Annotated in this window: 12 protein-coding genes; 7 read left to right on the top strand and 5 right to left on the bottom strand. The window is 43.6% G+C overall.

All coding sequences use genetic code 11. The features are described from left to right. From JT26_RS08670 to purB, 5 genes are all read right to left on the bottom strand, one after another. Window positions 1–1,365: a dipeptidase gene (locus JT26_RS08670; RefSeq protein ID WP_036792173.1), complete on the bottom strand. Its 1,365-nt coding sequence runs from the start codon at window positions 1,363–1,365 to the stop codon at window positions 1–3. A gap of 122 nt (window positions 1,366–1,487) precedes the next feature. Continuing rightward, a complete protein-coding gene (locus JT26_RS08665) occupies window positions 1,488–2,345 on the bottom strand; it encodes a neutral zinc metallopeptidase (protein ID WP_036848888.1) in 858 nt (285 codons plus the stop codon). A gap of 467 nt (window positions 2,346–2,812) precedes the next feature. Beyond that, window positions 2,813–4,216 carry an asparagine--tRNA ligase gene (gene asnS / locus JT26_RS08660; protein ID WP_036792171.1) on the bottom strand — a complete coding sequence of 468 codons (1,404 nt, stop codon included), beginning with the start codon at window positions 4,214–4,216 and terminating at the stop codon, window positions 2,813–2,815. Window positions 4,217–4,247: 31 nt separating this feature from the next. Beyond that, complete coding sequence (locus tag JT26_RS08655; protein WP_052110484.1) at window positions 4,248–5,834, bottom strand: pseudouridine synthase; 1,587 nt, start codon at window positions 5,832–5,834, stop codon at window positions 4,248–4,250. 150 nt (window positions 5,835–5,984) lie between these two features. After that, on the bottom strand, window positions 5,985–7,349 hold the full coding sequence (gene purB, locus JT26_RS08650) for an adenylosuccinate lyase (RefSeq protein WP_036848886.1): 1,365 nt from the start codon (window positions 7,347–7,349) through the stop codon (window positions 5,985–5,987). 120 nt (window positions 7,350–7,469) lie between these two features. On the opposite strand from purB, the gene folB reads away from it, so the two are divergent. From folB to JT26_RS08615, 7 genes are all read left to right on the top strand, one after another. Then, complete coding sequence (gene folB / locus JT26_RS08645; RefSeq protein ID WP_036848884.1) at window positions 7,470–7,850, top strand: dihydroneopterin aldolase; 381 nt, start codon at window positions 7,470–7,472, stop codon at window positions 7,848–7,850. Between the two features lie 54 nt (window positions 7,851–7,904). Further along, a complete protein-coding gene (gene rfbA, locus JT26_RS08640) occupies window positions 7,905–8,792 on the top strand; it encodes a glucose-1-phosphate thymidylyltransferase RfbA (protein ID WP_036848881.1) in 888 nt (295 codons plus the stop codon). A gap of 822 nt (window positions 8,793–9,614) precedes the next feature. Next, window positions 9,615–11,411: an arginine--tRNA ligase gene (gene argS, locus JT26_RS08635; RefSeq protein ID WP_036792159.1), complete on the top strand. Its 1,797-nt coding sequence runs from the start codon at window positions 9,615–9,617 to the stop codon at window positions 11,409–11,411. Between the two features lie 44 nt (window positions 11,412–11,455). After that, the gene (locus JT26_RS08630; protein WP_036792156.1) at window positions 11,456–11,899 is read left to right on the top strand and encodes a dCMP deaminase family protein; all 444 of its coding nucleotides are present in this window, start codon (window positions 11,456–11,458) and stop codon (window positions 11,897–11,899) included. Then, entirely contained in the window at window positions 11,889–13,622 is a 1,734-nt protein-coding gene (locus JT26_RS08625; RefSeq protein WP_052110483.1) for a S41 family peptidase, read from the top strand. Before JT26_RS08630 ends, JT26_RS08625 begins: the two co-directional genes overlap by 11 nt. Window positions 13,623–13,626: 4 nt before the next feature. After that, complete coding sequence (locus tag JT26_RS08620; protein WP_052110482.1) at window positions 13,627–14,202, top strand: 5-formyltetrahydrofolate cyclo-ligase; 576 nt, start codon at window positions 13,627–13,629, stop codon at window positions 14,200–14,202. Beyond that, the gene (locus JT26_RS08615; protein WP_036848878.1) at window positions 14,199–15,377 is read left to right on the top strand and encodes a 1-deoxy-D-xylulose-5-phosphate reductoisomerase; all 1,179 of its coding nucleotides are present in this window, start codon (window positions 14,199–14,201) and stop codon (window positions 15,375–15,377) included. The genes JT26_RS08620 and JT26_RS08615 overlap by 4 nt, the downstream gene beginning before the upstream one ends. The last annotated feature ends 18 nt before the right edge of the window (window positions 15,378–15,395 follow it).

Below are 15,395 nucleotides of genomic sequence, written 5' to 3'. Positions count from 1 at the left end.
TTATTTATGTCCAAAACGCTTGTAAAACTCAGCCACGGCTTCTATACCTTTCTTCCAGATATCTATGCTGATATTTTCGTTTGGAGAGTGAATGGCATTACTTTCAAGTCCGACCCCCATAAGTACGCTCTTAAGACCCAATACTCGCTCGAAAGTGGCAATAATAGGAATACTTCCACCGCTTCTACGTGCCAATGGGCGTTTGCCGAATGCTACTTCAAAAGCCTCTTCCGCTACCTTGTAAACCTCAAGATTAGTAGGGCAGATGTATGGACTGCCTCCGTGAAGAGGTGTAACCTTTACCTTGATGTAGTCCGGAGCAATGCTCTTAATGTGTTTAACGAAGTCTATGGAGATCTTTTCAAAGTCCTGATTAGCCACCAAACGTGTAGAAACCTTTGCATAAGCCTTGGATGGCAATACTGTTTTGGCGCCTTCTCCGGTGTAGCCGCCCCATATACCGCAACAGTCTAAGCTCGGACGAGAGCTGTTCCGTTCAAGGGTATGGTATCCCTTTTCCCCATGTACCGCATCTATCTTTAAGAATTTCTTGTAATCTTCTTCCGAGAATGGAATCTGCTTTATCATCTCTCGTTCTTCCGGTGACATCTCTTCCACATCATCATAAAAGTGAGGAATGGTGATCTTGCCATCCTCATCGGTCAGTCCGGCGATAAGCTTACAAAGCTCGTTTATAGGATTTGCAACCGCTCCTCCAAAGTGTCCGGAGTGAAGGTCGTGGCTTGGTCCCGTAACCTCTATTTCCCAGTATGCCAAGCCTCTAAGCCCTGTACAGATGGACGGTACATCCTTGCTTATCATACTGGTATCGCTTACCAGAATGATGTCGGCACGGAGCTTCTCTTTGTGTTCTATGCAGAACTCTTCCAAAGAAGGAGAACCCACTTCTTCTTCACCCTCCATGATCACCTTCACATTGCAGTTGACATAGCCCAACTTCAATGCTGTCTCAAACCCCTTGATCTGTACCATGCTCTGACCCTTATCGTCATCTGCACCACGTGCCCAGATATGTCCGTCGCGAATTTCGGGTTCAAACGCTCCACTCTTCCATAATTCGATAGGCTCTGCCGGCATCACGTCATAGTGTCCGTACACCAATACCGTAGGAAGAGCTTGGTCTATGATACGTTCGGCATAGACAACCGGATTGCCTTTGGTCGGCATTACCTCTGCTTTTTCAAATCCGGAGCTCAGCAGCAACGCTTTATATGCTTCCGCACAACGGATCATATCCTCTTTGTGAGTAGTCTTGGCACTAATGGAAGGAATGCGAATAAGATCGAACAACTCTTCTATAAATCTATTTTCATGCTCTGCAATGTACTGCTTAATAGTAGCCATAATGTTTATATTTTTAGTTGGTTTTATATTGTTTCAAGGCATATCATTCCAAAGATACCAAGATATTGCAAGATAACCAAGCTAAAAAGAGTGCGCCCGGATAGTCCGGGCGCATCATCTTTTCATCTTTTGGGGTCAGGCAGATTAAATGTATCTCCTCCTTCCAACGTACCTGTGGTATAGCCTTTTCTCAACCAGACCATCCGCTGTTCGGATGTACCATGATTGAAAGACTCCGGCACCGTATATCCCTGTGCCTGCATCTGAAGTCTGTCATCCCCTATGGCTTGAGCCGCAACAAGTCCATCTTCCAGGTCGCCTATCTCCATGGACTGAAACATTTTGTTGTCATGATGCGCCCAAAGCCCTGCATAATAGTCCGCTTGCAGTTCGAGCCTCACACTGATGGCATTGGACTCTTTCTCGGAAGCCTTTGACATGGCTGCATGAGCCTTATCCAAAGTACCCAAAAGATACTGAACGTGATGCCCCACTTCATGGGCTATGACATACGCAAAAGCAAACTGCCCTTTGGCTCCAAACCTCTGCTCCATCTCCTTAAAGAAAGAAACATCCAGATATATAGTCCGGTCAGCCGAACAGTAAAAAGGTCCTGTCGCTGCAGAAGCATATCCGCAGCCGCTATTGGTGGCTCCGGTAAAAAGCACCAAGCGGGGAGGTTGGTATCTGCGACCATAGTCCGCAAAAATCTTTGTCCAGACATCTTCTGTTCCTGCGAGTATCTGAGAAGAAAAAGCAGCCAGGGCATCTTCTTCTGCAGAAGGTTCATAACTCTGCTCTGAACTGAATGAGCCACCTATGCCTTCCTGTATCACCGTAAGAGGATTCCCTCCTAAAAGCCACGTGATAAGCCCTACAATGATAAGCCCACCCAATCCGAGTCCTCCGGCTTTGCCGGATATTTTCATTCTTCTATTGTCTTGAACATTACTGCTCTCTCTTCTTCCATCAAGCCTCATAATCAATATCTTTTTTGCTTAAACTACTGTACAAAGACAAAATTACACGAAATTTTATCATTCAGGCTCGTATGCAATAATATGAGACTTTTGAAAAAGGATTTTTTTAGCCGTTCAAAACTTTCTGTTACCCTGTTAAGAACTTTTCCTGAACAGATTCAATCTTCACATTCAAGGCTTGGTTTTTAGAAATCAGCGCTTGATTGCCATTCTTCAAATCTTGATCTCCGGAAATCGTGCCTTGATCTGTAAAGCTGTTCCTGTTTAACGAAACTATTGAACGGGATAAGAGAAACATCCGAACGCTTTTACCTCTTCTTCAAGAAAGCATCATGAGTTTATCTCAACCTTTGCATAGCACCTCATCTATCATTAAACAAGAAGCAAACATAACGGGAAGAGCCGCACATTTTTGTGCGGCTCTTCCCGTTTCTATGCAGACCTCTCTGTCTGTTTATCTTGAAATATTAAAACTCTGCGTTGTTTGGAGTTCTTGGAAAAGGTATCACATCTCGGATATTACTCATACCCGTAACGAATAGAAGCAGACGTTCAAAACCTAATCCGAATCCGGCATGTGGAGCCGTACCGTAGCGACGAGTGTCCCAATACCACCACATCTCTTCGTGAGGCACACCCATATCTATGGCTCTTTGGGTAAGTTTATCGAAGTCAGCCTCTCTTTCGGATCCTCCGATTATCTCTCCGATCTTCGGGAATAGGACATCCATTGCGCGGACAGTCTTACCATCATCATTCTGCTTCATGTAGAAAGACTTGATCTCCTTAGGATAGTCTGTCAGAATAACCGGTGCTTTGAAGTGCTGTTCCACCAAATATCTTTCGTGTTCGGAGGCAAGATCTGCTCCCCAAAAGATTGGGAACTCGAACTTAACGCCATCTTTCACCGCTTTTTCCAAGATTTCGATACCCTCCGTGTATTTCAAACGCACAAAAGGTTTGTCCAAAACAAACTTTATACGGTCGAGAAGCTCCTTATCTATCATGTCATTGAGGAACTTCAAATCATCTTCGCAATGATCCAAAGCCCATTGGAGACAATACTTGATGAACTCTTCCGCCAAGTTTTGGTTATCCTCGTTATCGAAGAAAGCCACTTCCGGTTCGATCATCCAGAACTCAGCCAAGTGTCTCGGAGTATTTGAGTTTTCGGCACGGAACGTTGGACCAAAAGTATAGATACCGCCAAGAGCCATGGCTGCTAATTCTCCTTCCAACTGTCCGGACACGGTAAGATTGGCGTGTCTTCCGAAAAAGTCTTCCGAATAGTCTATCTCTCCGCTCTCGGTCAAAGGCAGATTGTTAAGGTCTAACGTGGTTACCTTAAACATCTGACCCGCACCTTCGGCATCGCTGGCAGTAATCAGTGGTGTATGGAAGTAGTAAAAGCCTTTGTTGTGAAAGAACGTATGGATAGCCATAGCCATGTGGTGGCGTATTCTGAATACCGCTCCAAAGGTGTTGGTACGAGGTCTCAAGTGAGCAATCTCCCTCAAAAACTCCATGCTGTGTCCCTTCTTTTGAAGAGGATAAGTATTAGGATCTGCCGTACCCAGTACCGTAATAGAGTTGGCTTGAACCTCTACATTCTGACCTTTACCTTGCGATTCGACAACAACTCCGACAATACTCACACTCGCTCCCGTAGTAACAAGTTTAAGTGTCTCTTCATTCTCTTCGTTTGGTACTATAACCACTTGAAGATTATGGATAGTAGAGCCGTCGTTGAGAGCTATAAAGGTTACACTCTTACCGCCTCTCTTGGTTCTGACCCATCCCATAACGGTAACTTCCGACCCTACGGGAGTTGCCTTAAATACATCTGCTATTTTAGTTCTTTTGATAGACATATTTACTATCTTCTTTTTACATCAATCTATTTTATTCAAATGCTCCCATGCGAAGCATATTTACCTCTTCTTGACTTAGGTATCTCCACTTTCCTTTTCCAAGATTTTTCTTGGTCAATCCGGCAAAATAAACTCTGTCAAGCTTGTACACCTTGTATCCGAGATGCTCGAATATACGTCTTACAATCCTGTTTCTTCCGGAGTGGATCTCTATACCCACTTGAGACATATCGTCTTGAGAAACGTAAGAAATTGCATCAGCGTGTATCTCTCCGTCTTCAAGCTCTATACCATCGGCTATCTTTTGCATATCTTCTACTGCCACAGGCTTGTCGAGCCACACATGATAGATCTTCTTTTTATCGTACGACGGGTGCATCAACTTGGTTGCAAGATCTCCGTCATTAGTTAGAAGAAGGACTCCCGTAGTGTTTCTATCGAGACGTCCGACAGGATAGATACGCTCCTTGCAAGCAGTCTTAACCAAATCTAAAACCGTCAATCTCTCTTGCGGATCATCGGAAGTGGTTACGCAGTTCTTGGGTTTATTGAGAAGGACATATACTTTGTTCTCCAAAGAGAGCAGCTGATCATTCAACTTCACTTCGTCTGTAACATAAACCTTTGCGCCAAGTTCGGAAACCACAACACCGTTCACCATTACTTTACCTGCTTGAATGAGTTCATCTGCCTCCCTTCTTGAGCAGACTCCGGAGTTAGCCATATATTTGTTCAGACGTATAGGTTCTGTAACATCAATATGATCCTGAGTGTAAACTATCGGTTTGGGTCTTGGATGGAACACTCTCTGTTGAGACTGATTAGACCTTTGCTTTTTGCCCTTATTGTTCTTAGAGAAATTATTGTTGGGTCTGTTGTTGCCGTAATAGTTGTTATTAGGCGCACCATACCCTTCATTATACTCGTTTCTTTGAGGTCTTTGTCTGTACGGATTGTTGTTATTGTTGTAGCGACCACGAGACTGGGGATTGTTATTGCCATAACGTGGCTCTCTTGGCTGCCTGTAAGGAGTAAAGTTTCTCTCCCCGTGAGGATGATAATTGTTGTCTCCGTACTGGTTTTGTCTGGAATATCTTCTTTGTTCGTACTTCTCGTCGTATTCGGCAGACTGGGCAGGAGAGTAGCCGTTATTTTCATAACCGAATCTTTCTCTCTGATAGTTACCCGGAGAATAATCACGATAATTGTTGTTATCCTGATTATACCTGTCATTTCCTGCCTGATAACTGTTATAAGATCGCTCGGATCTTCTGTTGTCTTGATACTGAGGTCTTGGGTGTCTGTTCATATTACCATACTCGTTGGAACGATAAGACTCAGAGTCCATAGATCTTCTATAGTTTTGTTGATAGTCCGAAGAAGAACGCTCTCTGTCCATTTCGGATATGCGAACACGTCTCCGTCCCACAGGACCTGCGGGTGCATTGGATGCTCCATACTCTTCGGAGCGACCTTCAGCCTGTGGTTCGTTTCCATTATCCATTCTTCTTGGAAATCTTTGCTTCTGTGGTGATTGAGTGTACTCCTCAAAACCTCTCGGAGTCGAAGAGTTCTTTTCTTCTACTCTCTCTTCATTCTCAAAAAACTTATTCTCCATCTTTTTTTGATTTAATGATGTAAACTCTACATTATTATTCTACAACCTCTCGGTTTTTTATCAGTTAAAACGATAAAAGGTAAGGTTTGTTGGATATTAGTGTAATAATTTCAATCGAAATTTTCCGGTATTATTTATTATGGTTTATACTTACTCCGTATAGTCCAACCTCAATCCGGTATAAGACTCAGGAGTTATATTCTTTAGTTCTGCCTTGACTGCTTCCGATACGTTCAGGGTATCCACAAAAGCAGATATACTTTCTTTGGTAATGCTGTCTCTGCCACGAGTCAGTTCTTTAAGTGCTTCATAAGGTGCCGGGTATCCTTCTCTTCTAAGGACTGTCTGAATACCTTCTGCCACAACAGCCCATGCAAGATCCAGATCTTGCGCTAATCTTTCCGGTGCAAGCATAAGTTTACCCAATCCTTTCTTCAAGCTTTGCAAAGCAATAAGAAGATGAGCCACCGGCACACCCATGTTTCGCATGACAGTCGAATCCGTTAAGTCTCTCTGAAGACGGGATATAGGCAGCTTGTGAGAAAGGTGCTCAAATATTGCGATGGCTATACCACAGTTTCCCTCTGCGTTTTCAAAGTCTATCGGATTCACTTTGTGTGGCATTGCAGACGAGCCTACTTCCCCCTTTACGACCTTTTGCTTGAAATATCCATCGGAGATATATTGCCAAATATCACGACACAAGTCTATCAGAATAACGCAAAGACGCTTGTAAGCATCGAATAGAGCTGCCAAGTTGTCATAGTTGGAAATCTGAGTGGTTACCGATTCCAACTCCAAACCCAAGTGATTACGAGTAAAGTTTGCCGCAAACCTTTTCCACTCCACATCGGGATAAGCCACTTTGTGAGCATTCATGTTTCCTGTTGCGCCCCCAAACTTTGCAGAGTGAGGAATACGAGCAAGCTGCTTCATCTGCTCCTTCAATCTGTAGACAAACACATATATCTCCTTGCCCAATATCGTAGGAGAAGCCGGTTGTCCGTGGGTTCTTGCAAGCATTGGTACTTCTTTCCACTCGGTGGAAAGAGTTTTCAGATAGTCTATAATAGCTTCTATCTCCGGATTGATCACCTGCTCCAATGCCTCTTTCAGCATCAAGGGTTGAGAGGTATTGTTGATGTCTTGAGAGGTAAGCCCGAAATGCACAAACTCTTTATAGCCCCCGAGTCCGAGAGTGTCGAATTTCTCTTTGATGAAATACTCTACCGCCTTTACATCATGATTGGTTACAGCCTCTATGGACTTCACCTTTTCGGCATCCGATTCGGAAAAATCCCGATAGATATTCCTTAGATCATCTTCGCTGCAAGGCAGTTTACCTTCCGGCGTTCCAAGACCTATCTCTTGTGCCAAAGCGATAAAATACTCTATCTCCACCAATACTCTGTAACGAATAAGGGCATATTCTGAGAAAAACGGAGCCAGACACTCCACCTTGCTTCTGTACCTGCCATCCACCGGCGATATTGCTAAAAGAGAAGATAAACTCATATCTGTTCGGAGTAAACTACTATACTTTCTAAGTCGCAAAGATAGCACTATACTTACAATGATGCAAGAAATCAAAGATTAAGCTTATATTTGTTCCTCAAACAATCATACATATTTGTCATGCAGATACATCCGGAGCAGACCATCAGCCTTACAGATCTTGAGTTTTATAGCTTTCACGGCGTTTTGGAGCAAGAGAGAGTCGTAGGTGCTCACTACTTGGTCTCCTTGTCGGTATCGGGATCTTTTGAAGATGCCATGCGGAACGACAGCATTGAAGATACCGTAAACTATGCCGAGCTGCACAGGATCGCACAGGAAGAGATGGCTTCTCCGAGCGACCTCTTAGAGCATGTCGTCTATCGAATACTTGCTCGTATAGGCGATATGGATAGCCGCAAACAGATAAAGGAAGCCACTGTATCCATTACCAAAAAAGCTCCTCCCATCGCCTCTTTCCAAGGCTCCGGAGCCTCTTTTACGGCAACGGCTGTTTTTTGATTACGGACTCGGCATACAAGTTACTCGTCTCACTGCATCAAAACTATCAGTACAATGAAAGGTATCATTCTTGCCGGAGGAAGCGGTTCTCGTCTTTATCCCGTTACCACAGCCGTTTCCAAGCAGCTTCTCCCCATATACGACAAACCGATGATATACTACCCGCTCTCCGTGCTTATGCTGGCAAAGATTCGGGAGATACTCATCATCACCACACCCGAAGACGAGAAAGCATACAAAAGACTGCTTGGGGATGGTTCCCAATGGGGTATCTCTCTGACCTATGAAGTGCAGCCCAAACCGGAGGGACTTGCTCAAGCATTCATCATAGGCGAAAAATTTGTCGGCTCGGATTCTGTCGCGCTCATTCTCGGAGACAATATCTTTTACGGACAAGGATTTACGCAGCTTTTGGCTGAAACCATCGAACAGACCTCTCGGAGCGAAAAAGCCCACATCTTTGCCTACTATGTCAATGACCCGGAGCGGTACGGAGTGGTAGAATTGGCAGAAGACAGCAAGCGAGCTCTGTCCATAGAGGAGAAGCCGAAAGAGCCAAAAAGCAACTATGCAGTGGTCGGGCTCTACTTCTATCCGCCGGGAGTGGCTGAAATGGCTAAGGATGTAAAACCTTCCGATCGGGGTGAACTTGAGATTACAACCTTGAATGAAATGTACCTGAAGCAAGACAGACTTCAAGTAACTACCTTTGGAAGAGGTTTTGCATGGTTAGATACCGGAACTTTCGACTCTATGTACGATGCCTGCACATTCGTCAAAGCAATCGAAAACAGGCAGGGACTGAAGATTGCATGCCTGGAAGAGATAGCTTTGAGAAATGGTTGGATAGAAGTCTCATCCTTAGAAAGCCTGCTTGGCAGATACCCCAACAGCAGCTACGGACTCTATCTAAAAAAAATGATAGAGAATCATCGGAAATAACCCTCTGCCCTTTGTCGAAAAAGGAAGGCTTTTTTTCCATTTTATCCAAAACGACCGAATACTTTTTGCAAGACAGAAAAAGATGTTCTGCAAAAGGCATTTTTATATATTCCATCCCTCCGAAAACCTCTTCAAAAACCCATTCTCTATTTTGATCGGAGGGGTCGTTTTCAGAGCACGGCAGAATTGTTAAATTCGCCCTATTTTATTAACACAAATTCCGATACCTGTTCATCCAAAACGCTAAACGAGCATATTCTTTCGGCTTAATGTGTTTAATTTTTCAATGAACACGTTTACCGATTTCATTTAATACGTTTACCGGATTCAGTTAAAGTGTTTAGAATTTTTACTTACTTATTTGGTTATTAGTGTTTTAGCTATTTCTTCCTCTTTTCTGCTACTTTTTGGCTCAAAATTGCATTAGGATTTATTTGCAGATAGAGGCGTTAAAATTCACACCAATTAACGCGAAAAAGCCCCATGAAATGGACTGAGAAAAAATTTTTTCCAAATTCAAGATTTTTCGCATAGAATTGATTACAAATCAGTTACCATTTCACACAAAAAGAGGTCGGCTCAAAAACGTCAAAACAGATGCCTCCAGCCAACGGCAAACAGCCCTTCCATTTTTATATAAAAGTTCTCCAAGCCCCTCTCTTTTTCCTCTTCGCAACGGGATTTCAAGCATAGATTTTTTTTAGAAAAGTCATGCCTCTATTTATTCAGAACATCCAAAATTCCGTATCTTTGCGTAATAATAAATATGGTATCATATATTCACGTACAAAAGATATAGATTATCACTAATCAGACACGACAATGCACATACAAGACCAACTAACCAACACGATTGGAGCGATCCTTCAAAAACTATACGGAGATAGCGTGCCAACGGCACAGATTTCGAGAACAAAAAAGGAGTTTGAAGGGGACTATACTTTGGTTGTCTTCCCATATCTGAAATATTCTCAGAAGAAAAATCCGGAACATGTCGCACAAGAAATAGCAGAGATGCTTCTTCAAGAGAGCGGCTTAGTAAAGAGCTACAACGTGGTAAAAGGCTTTCTGAACCTTTCTCTCACGGATGAAGCATTCATCCAAGAGACCAACCACATCTCTTCTTCGGACAACTACGGGCACAAGACAGAGACAGAAAAGTCTCCGTTGGTGATGGTCGAATACTCTTCTCCAAATACCAATAAACCTCTTCACCTCGGACACATCAGAAACAACCTTTTGGGGTATAGTCTCTGTAAGATCCTTTCGGCAAACGGAAACCGTGTAGTGAAGACCAACATCGTTAATGACAGAGGAATACATATCTGTAAGTCGATGCTTGCATGGAAGCTTTGGGGTAATGGAGAAACGCCTGAACAGAGCGGACTGAAAGGAGATCACTTGATAGGGAAATATTATGTCCTCTTCAACACCAAGCTCAAAGAAGAGACCAATACCTTACCCGAAAATGAGCGTACTCCCGAAAACATAGATAATCTTCCCTTGATGCAGCAAGCAAGAGAAATGCTTCGCAAGTGGGAAGCCGGTGATAAAGAGACATTGGAACTTTGGGGAATGATGAACCAATGGGTTTACGATGGCTTCGATGTTACTTATAAACGATTGGGGGTCGACTTTGATAAGATTTACTATGAGAGCGACACCTATCTCGTAGGTAAGGAAGAGGTGTTGAGAGGATTGGATGAAGGCATCTTCTGCAGACACGAAGACGGATCGGTTTGGGCAGATCTCACAGACAAAGGTCTGGATCAAAAAATCCTGCTGCGGGCTGACGGGACTTCTGTATATATGACACAGGATATCGGAACAGCGAAGATGAGATTCAACGACTTCTCCATAGATAAGATGATATACGTAGTAGGGAACGAACAGAACTACCACTTCCAAGTCCTCTCGCTACTACTGGATGCTCTTGGATTTAAGTTCGGTAAAGATCTCGTCCACTTCTCTTACGGCATGGTAGAGCTTCCGGAAGGAAAGATGAAGAGCCGTGAAGGCACGGTGGTAGATGCTGACGATCTTATGGATGAAGTGATACAGACAGCCTATAACACGTCCAAAGAGCTTGGCAAGGTGAAAGAGCTTACCGAAGAAGAGGCTTTGGAAGTTGCAAGAAAGGTGGGGCTTGGTGCTCTTAAATACTTCTTGCTGAAGGTGGACCCCAGAAAGACTCTGCTGTATGATACCAACGAGTCGATAGACTTTAACGGCAACACGGGACCTTTCCTACAATATACCTATGCACGTATCAGAAGCATCGTACGCAATGCAGAAGCACAGGGGATAGACTTTAAGGGAGTTTATACCAAAGCCGATAGCGAATACGAGCTTTCCGATAAGGAAAAGACACTGGTACTAAGACTTGCGCAGTATCCTGAAATAGTCGATGCAGCAGGCAAGGAGCTGAGTCCGGCACTGATAGCAAACTTCACATACGATCTTGCAAGGGAGTACAACCAGTTTTATCATGACCATTCCATTCTGAATGCTCCGAATGAAGAGGTCAAGAGATTGCGTGTAAAACTCTCTTACATTACTTCCGAAACACTCCGCAGAGCTTTGGATCTTCTGGGAATAGAAGTTCCGGAAAAGATGTAACTTCATAACGATATACAAAGTATCTCACACAACGCATCACCAACATGGATAAGCAACGGGAATTGGACTTGAGATATCTCCGAATGGCTCTTATCTGGTCGGAAAACTCATACTGCAAGCGCAGACAAGTGGGCTGTCTTGTGGTCAAAGACCAGATGATTATATCCGATGGTTATAACGGGACACCTTCCGGATTTGAAAATATCTGCGAAGACGATGATGGGGTTACGAAACCATACGTACTCCATGCAGAAGCAAATGCCATAACAAAAGTTGCCGGCTCATCTAACAGCAGTAAGGGAGCGACAGTCTATGTAACGGACTCGCCATGCCTGGAATGCGCGAAACTGATCATACAAAGTGGTGTCAAAAGAGTAGTATTCGGACGCCCATACAGGCTTACAGATGGAGAAGATCTGCTGAGACGTGCCGGAGTAGAAGTATTGTTTTTGGATATTTCTCAGTTTGAACAAAACCATGAAGAATAAAAGTCTCTCCCCGTTCTCCAAGATACTTATTCTGGTTGTAGTACTCGGAGTCGGTATATTTATCGGATCAAGATCCGTCACTTACCACTTTATATCTTACGGCAACTCTTCTAAAGCTGCGGGAATAAAGAAGGTAGAGAAGGCTCTGCAACTGATAAAAGACAACTATGTGGATGAAGTCTCCATAGACTCTATCGCTCAGAACATCGTCCCGACCATATTTTCCGAGCTTGATCCTCACTCAAGCTATTTTACCAAAGAAGATTATGAGCAAGAGGCGGGAAGGCTTTCCGGTCATATCTTCGGCATTGGTGTTTCATTTAACAAGCTTATAGACACAGTAGTTGTTCTTCAAACCGTACCTAACGGGCCTTCGGATATTGTAGGGATAAAAGCCGGAGACAGAATTATAGCAGTCGATTCTATAAGCATTACCGGAAAAGAAGTTTCCCAAGATAGTATCATGGGACTGCTTAAAGGTCCTAAAGACTCTTCTGTAAGATTGTCTGTGCACAGACCATCAGAAAAGAAGAATTACAGCTTCAATATAAAAAGAGGACAGATACCCGTTCCTTTGGTCTCTCCGGCTCTTCTTTTGTCTGACAGCATCGGATACATCAACATAAAGAGCTTCGGGCAGACGACCATATCGGAGTTTCAAAAAGCGGCGGTATCTCTCATGAAAGATGGTGCTAAAGCGTTGATACTGGACTTGAGAGACAATTCGGGAGGACTCGTACAGGGAGCACTCTTCATTGCAAACGATTTTCTTCCTCCTAAAAAGCTCGTTACCTATACAGAAGGTAGAGCACACCCCCGAAAAGACTACATTTCGGACGGGACAGGATCTTTTCAAGATCTGCCCGTGTATATCCTTATCAGCCAATTCTCTGCGTCTTCGTCCGAACTGTTGGCCGGCGCATTACAAGACAATGATAGAGCTATATTGATAGGACGAAGAAGTTTCGGGAAAGGAGTCATCCAGCAACCATTCTTCTTTTCAGATGGTTCGGCAATACACCTGACCGTCGCCAGATACTACACCCCAAGCGGTAGAAGTATTCAGAAAGAGTACAAGCTGGGACAATCTGCCCAGTATGGGGAAGACCTCATAAAGCGTAGCATGAGTGGAGAGTGGTTTGTCAAGGATAGCATACACTCGGATAAGTCTCTCCTCTACCATACCGCCGGAGGAAGAGAAGTGTACGGAGGTGGAGGTATCATCCCGGATATATTTGTGGCACAAGATACCATGGGTATCACTTCCTACTATTCGACAGTGATGAAGCAAGGATTGGTATCGGAGTATGCTTTCAGATATGTGGATGCAAGAAGAGAACTGTTCAAGAGCTTGGAGGGAATAGAAAAAGCTCTCCCCTATCTTAAGTCTCAATCCCTTCTATATGACTTTTCGAGATTTGCGGCAAGAAAGGGAGTAACACCTAAGAATTATCTGATCTTCAAATCCAGAGAGCTTATTCTGGAAGCTATTTTCTCGCAAATTCTTTTCTTTGCATACGATGAAGGGGAACGTATAAAACTTCTTGCCTTAAATGACTGGGATATCTTGGAGGCACAGAAACTCGTGAAAGAAGGATTTACCTCTCCTCTACACTTAGAAGGCTATAAACCTTCTTCCCATAACAGGTACTTGTTCTATACAGTAAGTATTCCGACCACTGATGAAGAGGACGAAAGTGCCGAAACACCAATAGAGCAATAATGCTATGACAAAAAAAGAAATACGGCAACAAGTAAAGCAGGAAATAAAATCTCTAACTCGAACTCAGCAAATCCAGGAAGCAGGAGAAGCTGCAACGATTTTGGTAAACTTTTTGGAGCAGAACTTCCCAAAAGCAAACGTGGCACTGTTTTTTTCTATGACCGGAGAGATCGAAACAGGAGATCTTATCCATACTCTAACGACAAAAGATTTTAAGGTGAGTTTGCCTCGTGTGGAAGGTGAATATATTCACTTCTATCCTGTGGGTAAACCCGGAGGAGACTTTTTTGATATATCTGAATACGGTATTCGAGAACCGATCGGAGAGGTAGAAGATCGTGTATGTAAAGATATCGAAGTGGTTATAGTTCCCGGTATGGCATTTGATCACAAAGGAGCCAGACTGGGTAGAGGCAAAGGTTTTTATGACCGCTTCCTTAATGCGCACCCTTCAACCGTAAAGATCGGTTACGCATTCAGCTGCCAAATATTGCCGGAAATCCCCACAGAAGAACACGATATCAAGATGGACTATGTAATATCAGCATCCGGCTTGAAGGCCTTTAACGACAGAGAATGAAACAGGGAAATCAACGTAAAAGATCCATAACCATACTTGGAAGCACCGGATCCATCGGAACACAAGCCTTAGACATTATCAATCGTCATCCGGATCTTTTTGAGGTCTATGCTCTTGTTGCTAACAGAAATAGTGATCTGCTTATCTCTCAAGCAAGGGCATTTTCTCCTGCGGTAGTCGTAATTGCAGATGAGTCTTGCTACTTAGAGGTGAAAGACGCTTTGAAGGATCTTCCTATCCATGTATGGACAGGAAAGGACTCCATTACCGGTGTGGCTGCATCTCAGGAAGCTGATCTCGTTCTTACCGCAATGGTTGGGTTTGCAGGGCTGGAACCGACAATAGCTGCTCTAAAAGCAGGAAGGACAATTGCGTTAGCCAATAAGGAAACTCTTGTGGTAGCAGGAGAGATGATCACTGCCATGGCAAGCCAATACAATGCGTGTATCATTCCTGTGGATTCTGAACATTCTGCGATCTTTCAATGCTTGGTGGGAGAGAGTTGCAATAAGATCTCAAAACTGATTCTTACCGCATCCGGAGGCCCTTTCATAGATATTCCGGCTTCGGAACTTAAAAATGTCAGACCGGAACAGGCTCTTAAACATCCAAACTGGAAGATGGGGAATAAAGTAACTATCGACTCGGCTTCTCTTATGAATAAGGGATTTGAGATGATAGAAGCTCGATGGCTCTTTGATGTTAATCCTTCTGATATAGAAGTATTCATCCATCGCCAAAGCATCATACACTCGATGGTTGCATTTGAAGATGGCAGCTTGAAAGCTCAATTGGGAGTCCCGGATATGAGAGTACCTATCGCTTATGCTCTCTCTTTTCCTTACAGAAAGCCAACAGGCGTTCAAGCTCCCTCTATTCAGGCTATGAGTTCTCTCTCTTTTGAGGCTCCTCGCACAGAAGATTTCCCCAATCTTTCTCTTGCCTATCGTAGTATTGAAGCCGGAGGAGTTGCTCCGTGTATTCTGAATGCTGCCAACGAGATTGCCGTAGAACGTTTTCTCAACCACGAGATCGGATTCACGGATATATCTCATCTGATAGAGACGATGCTGAACAAATACTCATCCAACTGTGCAAATCCTCTCTCTTTGGATGATCTTATCTCTCTCAACAAAGATGTAAGGCATAGTGCCTCTTTGTGGTTAAAACATTAAAATCGATTTTTTTAGACT

The organism is Porphyromonas sp. COT-108 OH1349, assembly GCF_000768755.1.
GTDB classification, from domain to species: Bacteria; Bacteroidota; Bacteroidia; order Bacteroidales; family Porphyromonadaceae; genus Porphyromonas_A; species Porphyromonas_A canoris.
The sequence above is the reverse complement of the archived record's forward strand: the minus strand, read 5'-3'. Positions and strand labels throughout refer to the sequence as shown.

What these genes read in the sequence shown, in the direction of transcription:
- JT26_RS08665 (WP_036848888.1), bottom strand. Translation starts at nt 2,345, where the DNA reads ATGAGGCTTGATGGAAGAAGAGAGAGCAGTAATGTTCAAGACAATAGA.
- JT26_RS08655 (WP_052110484.1), bottom strand. Translation starts at nt 5,834, where the DNA reads ATGGAGAATAAGTTTTTTGAGAATGAAGAGAGAGTAGAAGAAAAGAAC.
- asnS (WP_036792171.1), bottom strand. Translation starts at nt 4,216, where the DNA reads ATGTCTATCAAAAGAACTAAAATAGCAGATGTATTTAAGGCAACTCCC.
- rfbA (WP_036848881.1), top strand. Translation starts at nt 7,905, where the DNA reads ATGAAAGGTATCATTCTTGCCGGAGGAAGCGGTTCTCGTCTTTATCCC.
- JT26_RS08630 (WP_036792156.1), top strand. Translation starts at nt 11,456, where the DNA reads ATGGATAAGCAACGGGAATTGGACTTGAGATATCTCCGAATGGCTCTT.
- JT26_RS08620 (WP_052110482.1), top strand. Translation starts at nt 13,627, where the DNA reads ATGACAAAAAAAGAAATACGGCAACAAGTAAAGCAGGAAATAAAATCT.
- JT26_RS08615 (WP_036848878.1), top strand. Translation starts at nt 14,199, where the DNA reads ATGAAACAGGGAAATCAACGTAAAAGATCCATAACCATACTTGGAAGC.
- JT26_RS08670 (WP_036792173.1), bottom strand. Translation starts at nt 1,365, where the DNA reads ATGGCTACTATTAAGCAGTACATTGCAGAGCATGAAAATAGATTTATA.
- purB (WP_036848886.1), bottom strand. Translation starts at nt 7,349, where the DNA reads ATGAGTTTATCTTCTCTTTTAGCAATATCGCCGGTGGATGGCAGGTAC.
- folB (WP_036848884.1), top strand. Translation starts at nt 7,470, where the DNA reads ATGCAGATACATCCGGAGCAGACCATCAGCCTTACAGATCTTGAGTTT.
- argS (WP_036792159.1), top strand. Translation starts at nt 9,615, where the DNA reads ATGCACATACAAGACCAACTAACCAACACGATTGGAGCGATCCTTCAA.
- JT26_RS08625 (WP_052110483.1), top strand. Translation starts at nt 11,889, where the DNA reads ATGAAGAATAAAAGTCTCTCCCCGTTCTCCAAGATACTTATTCTGGTT.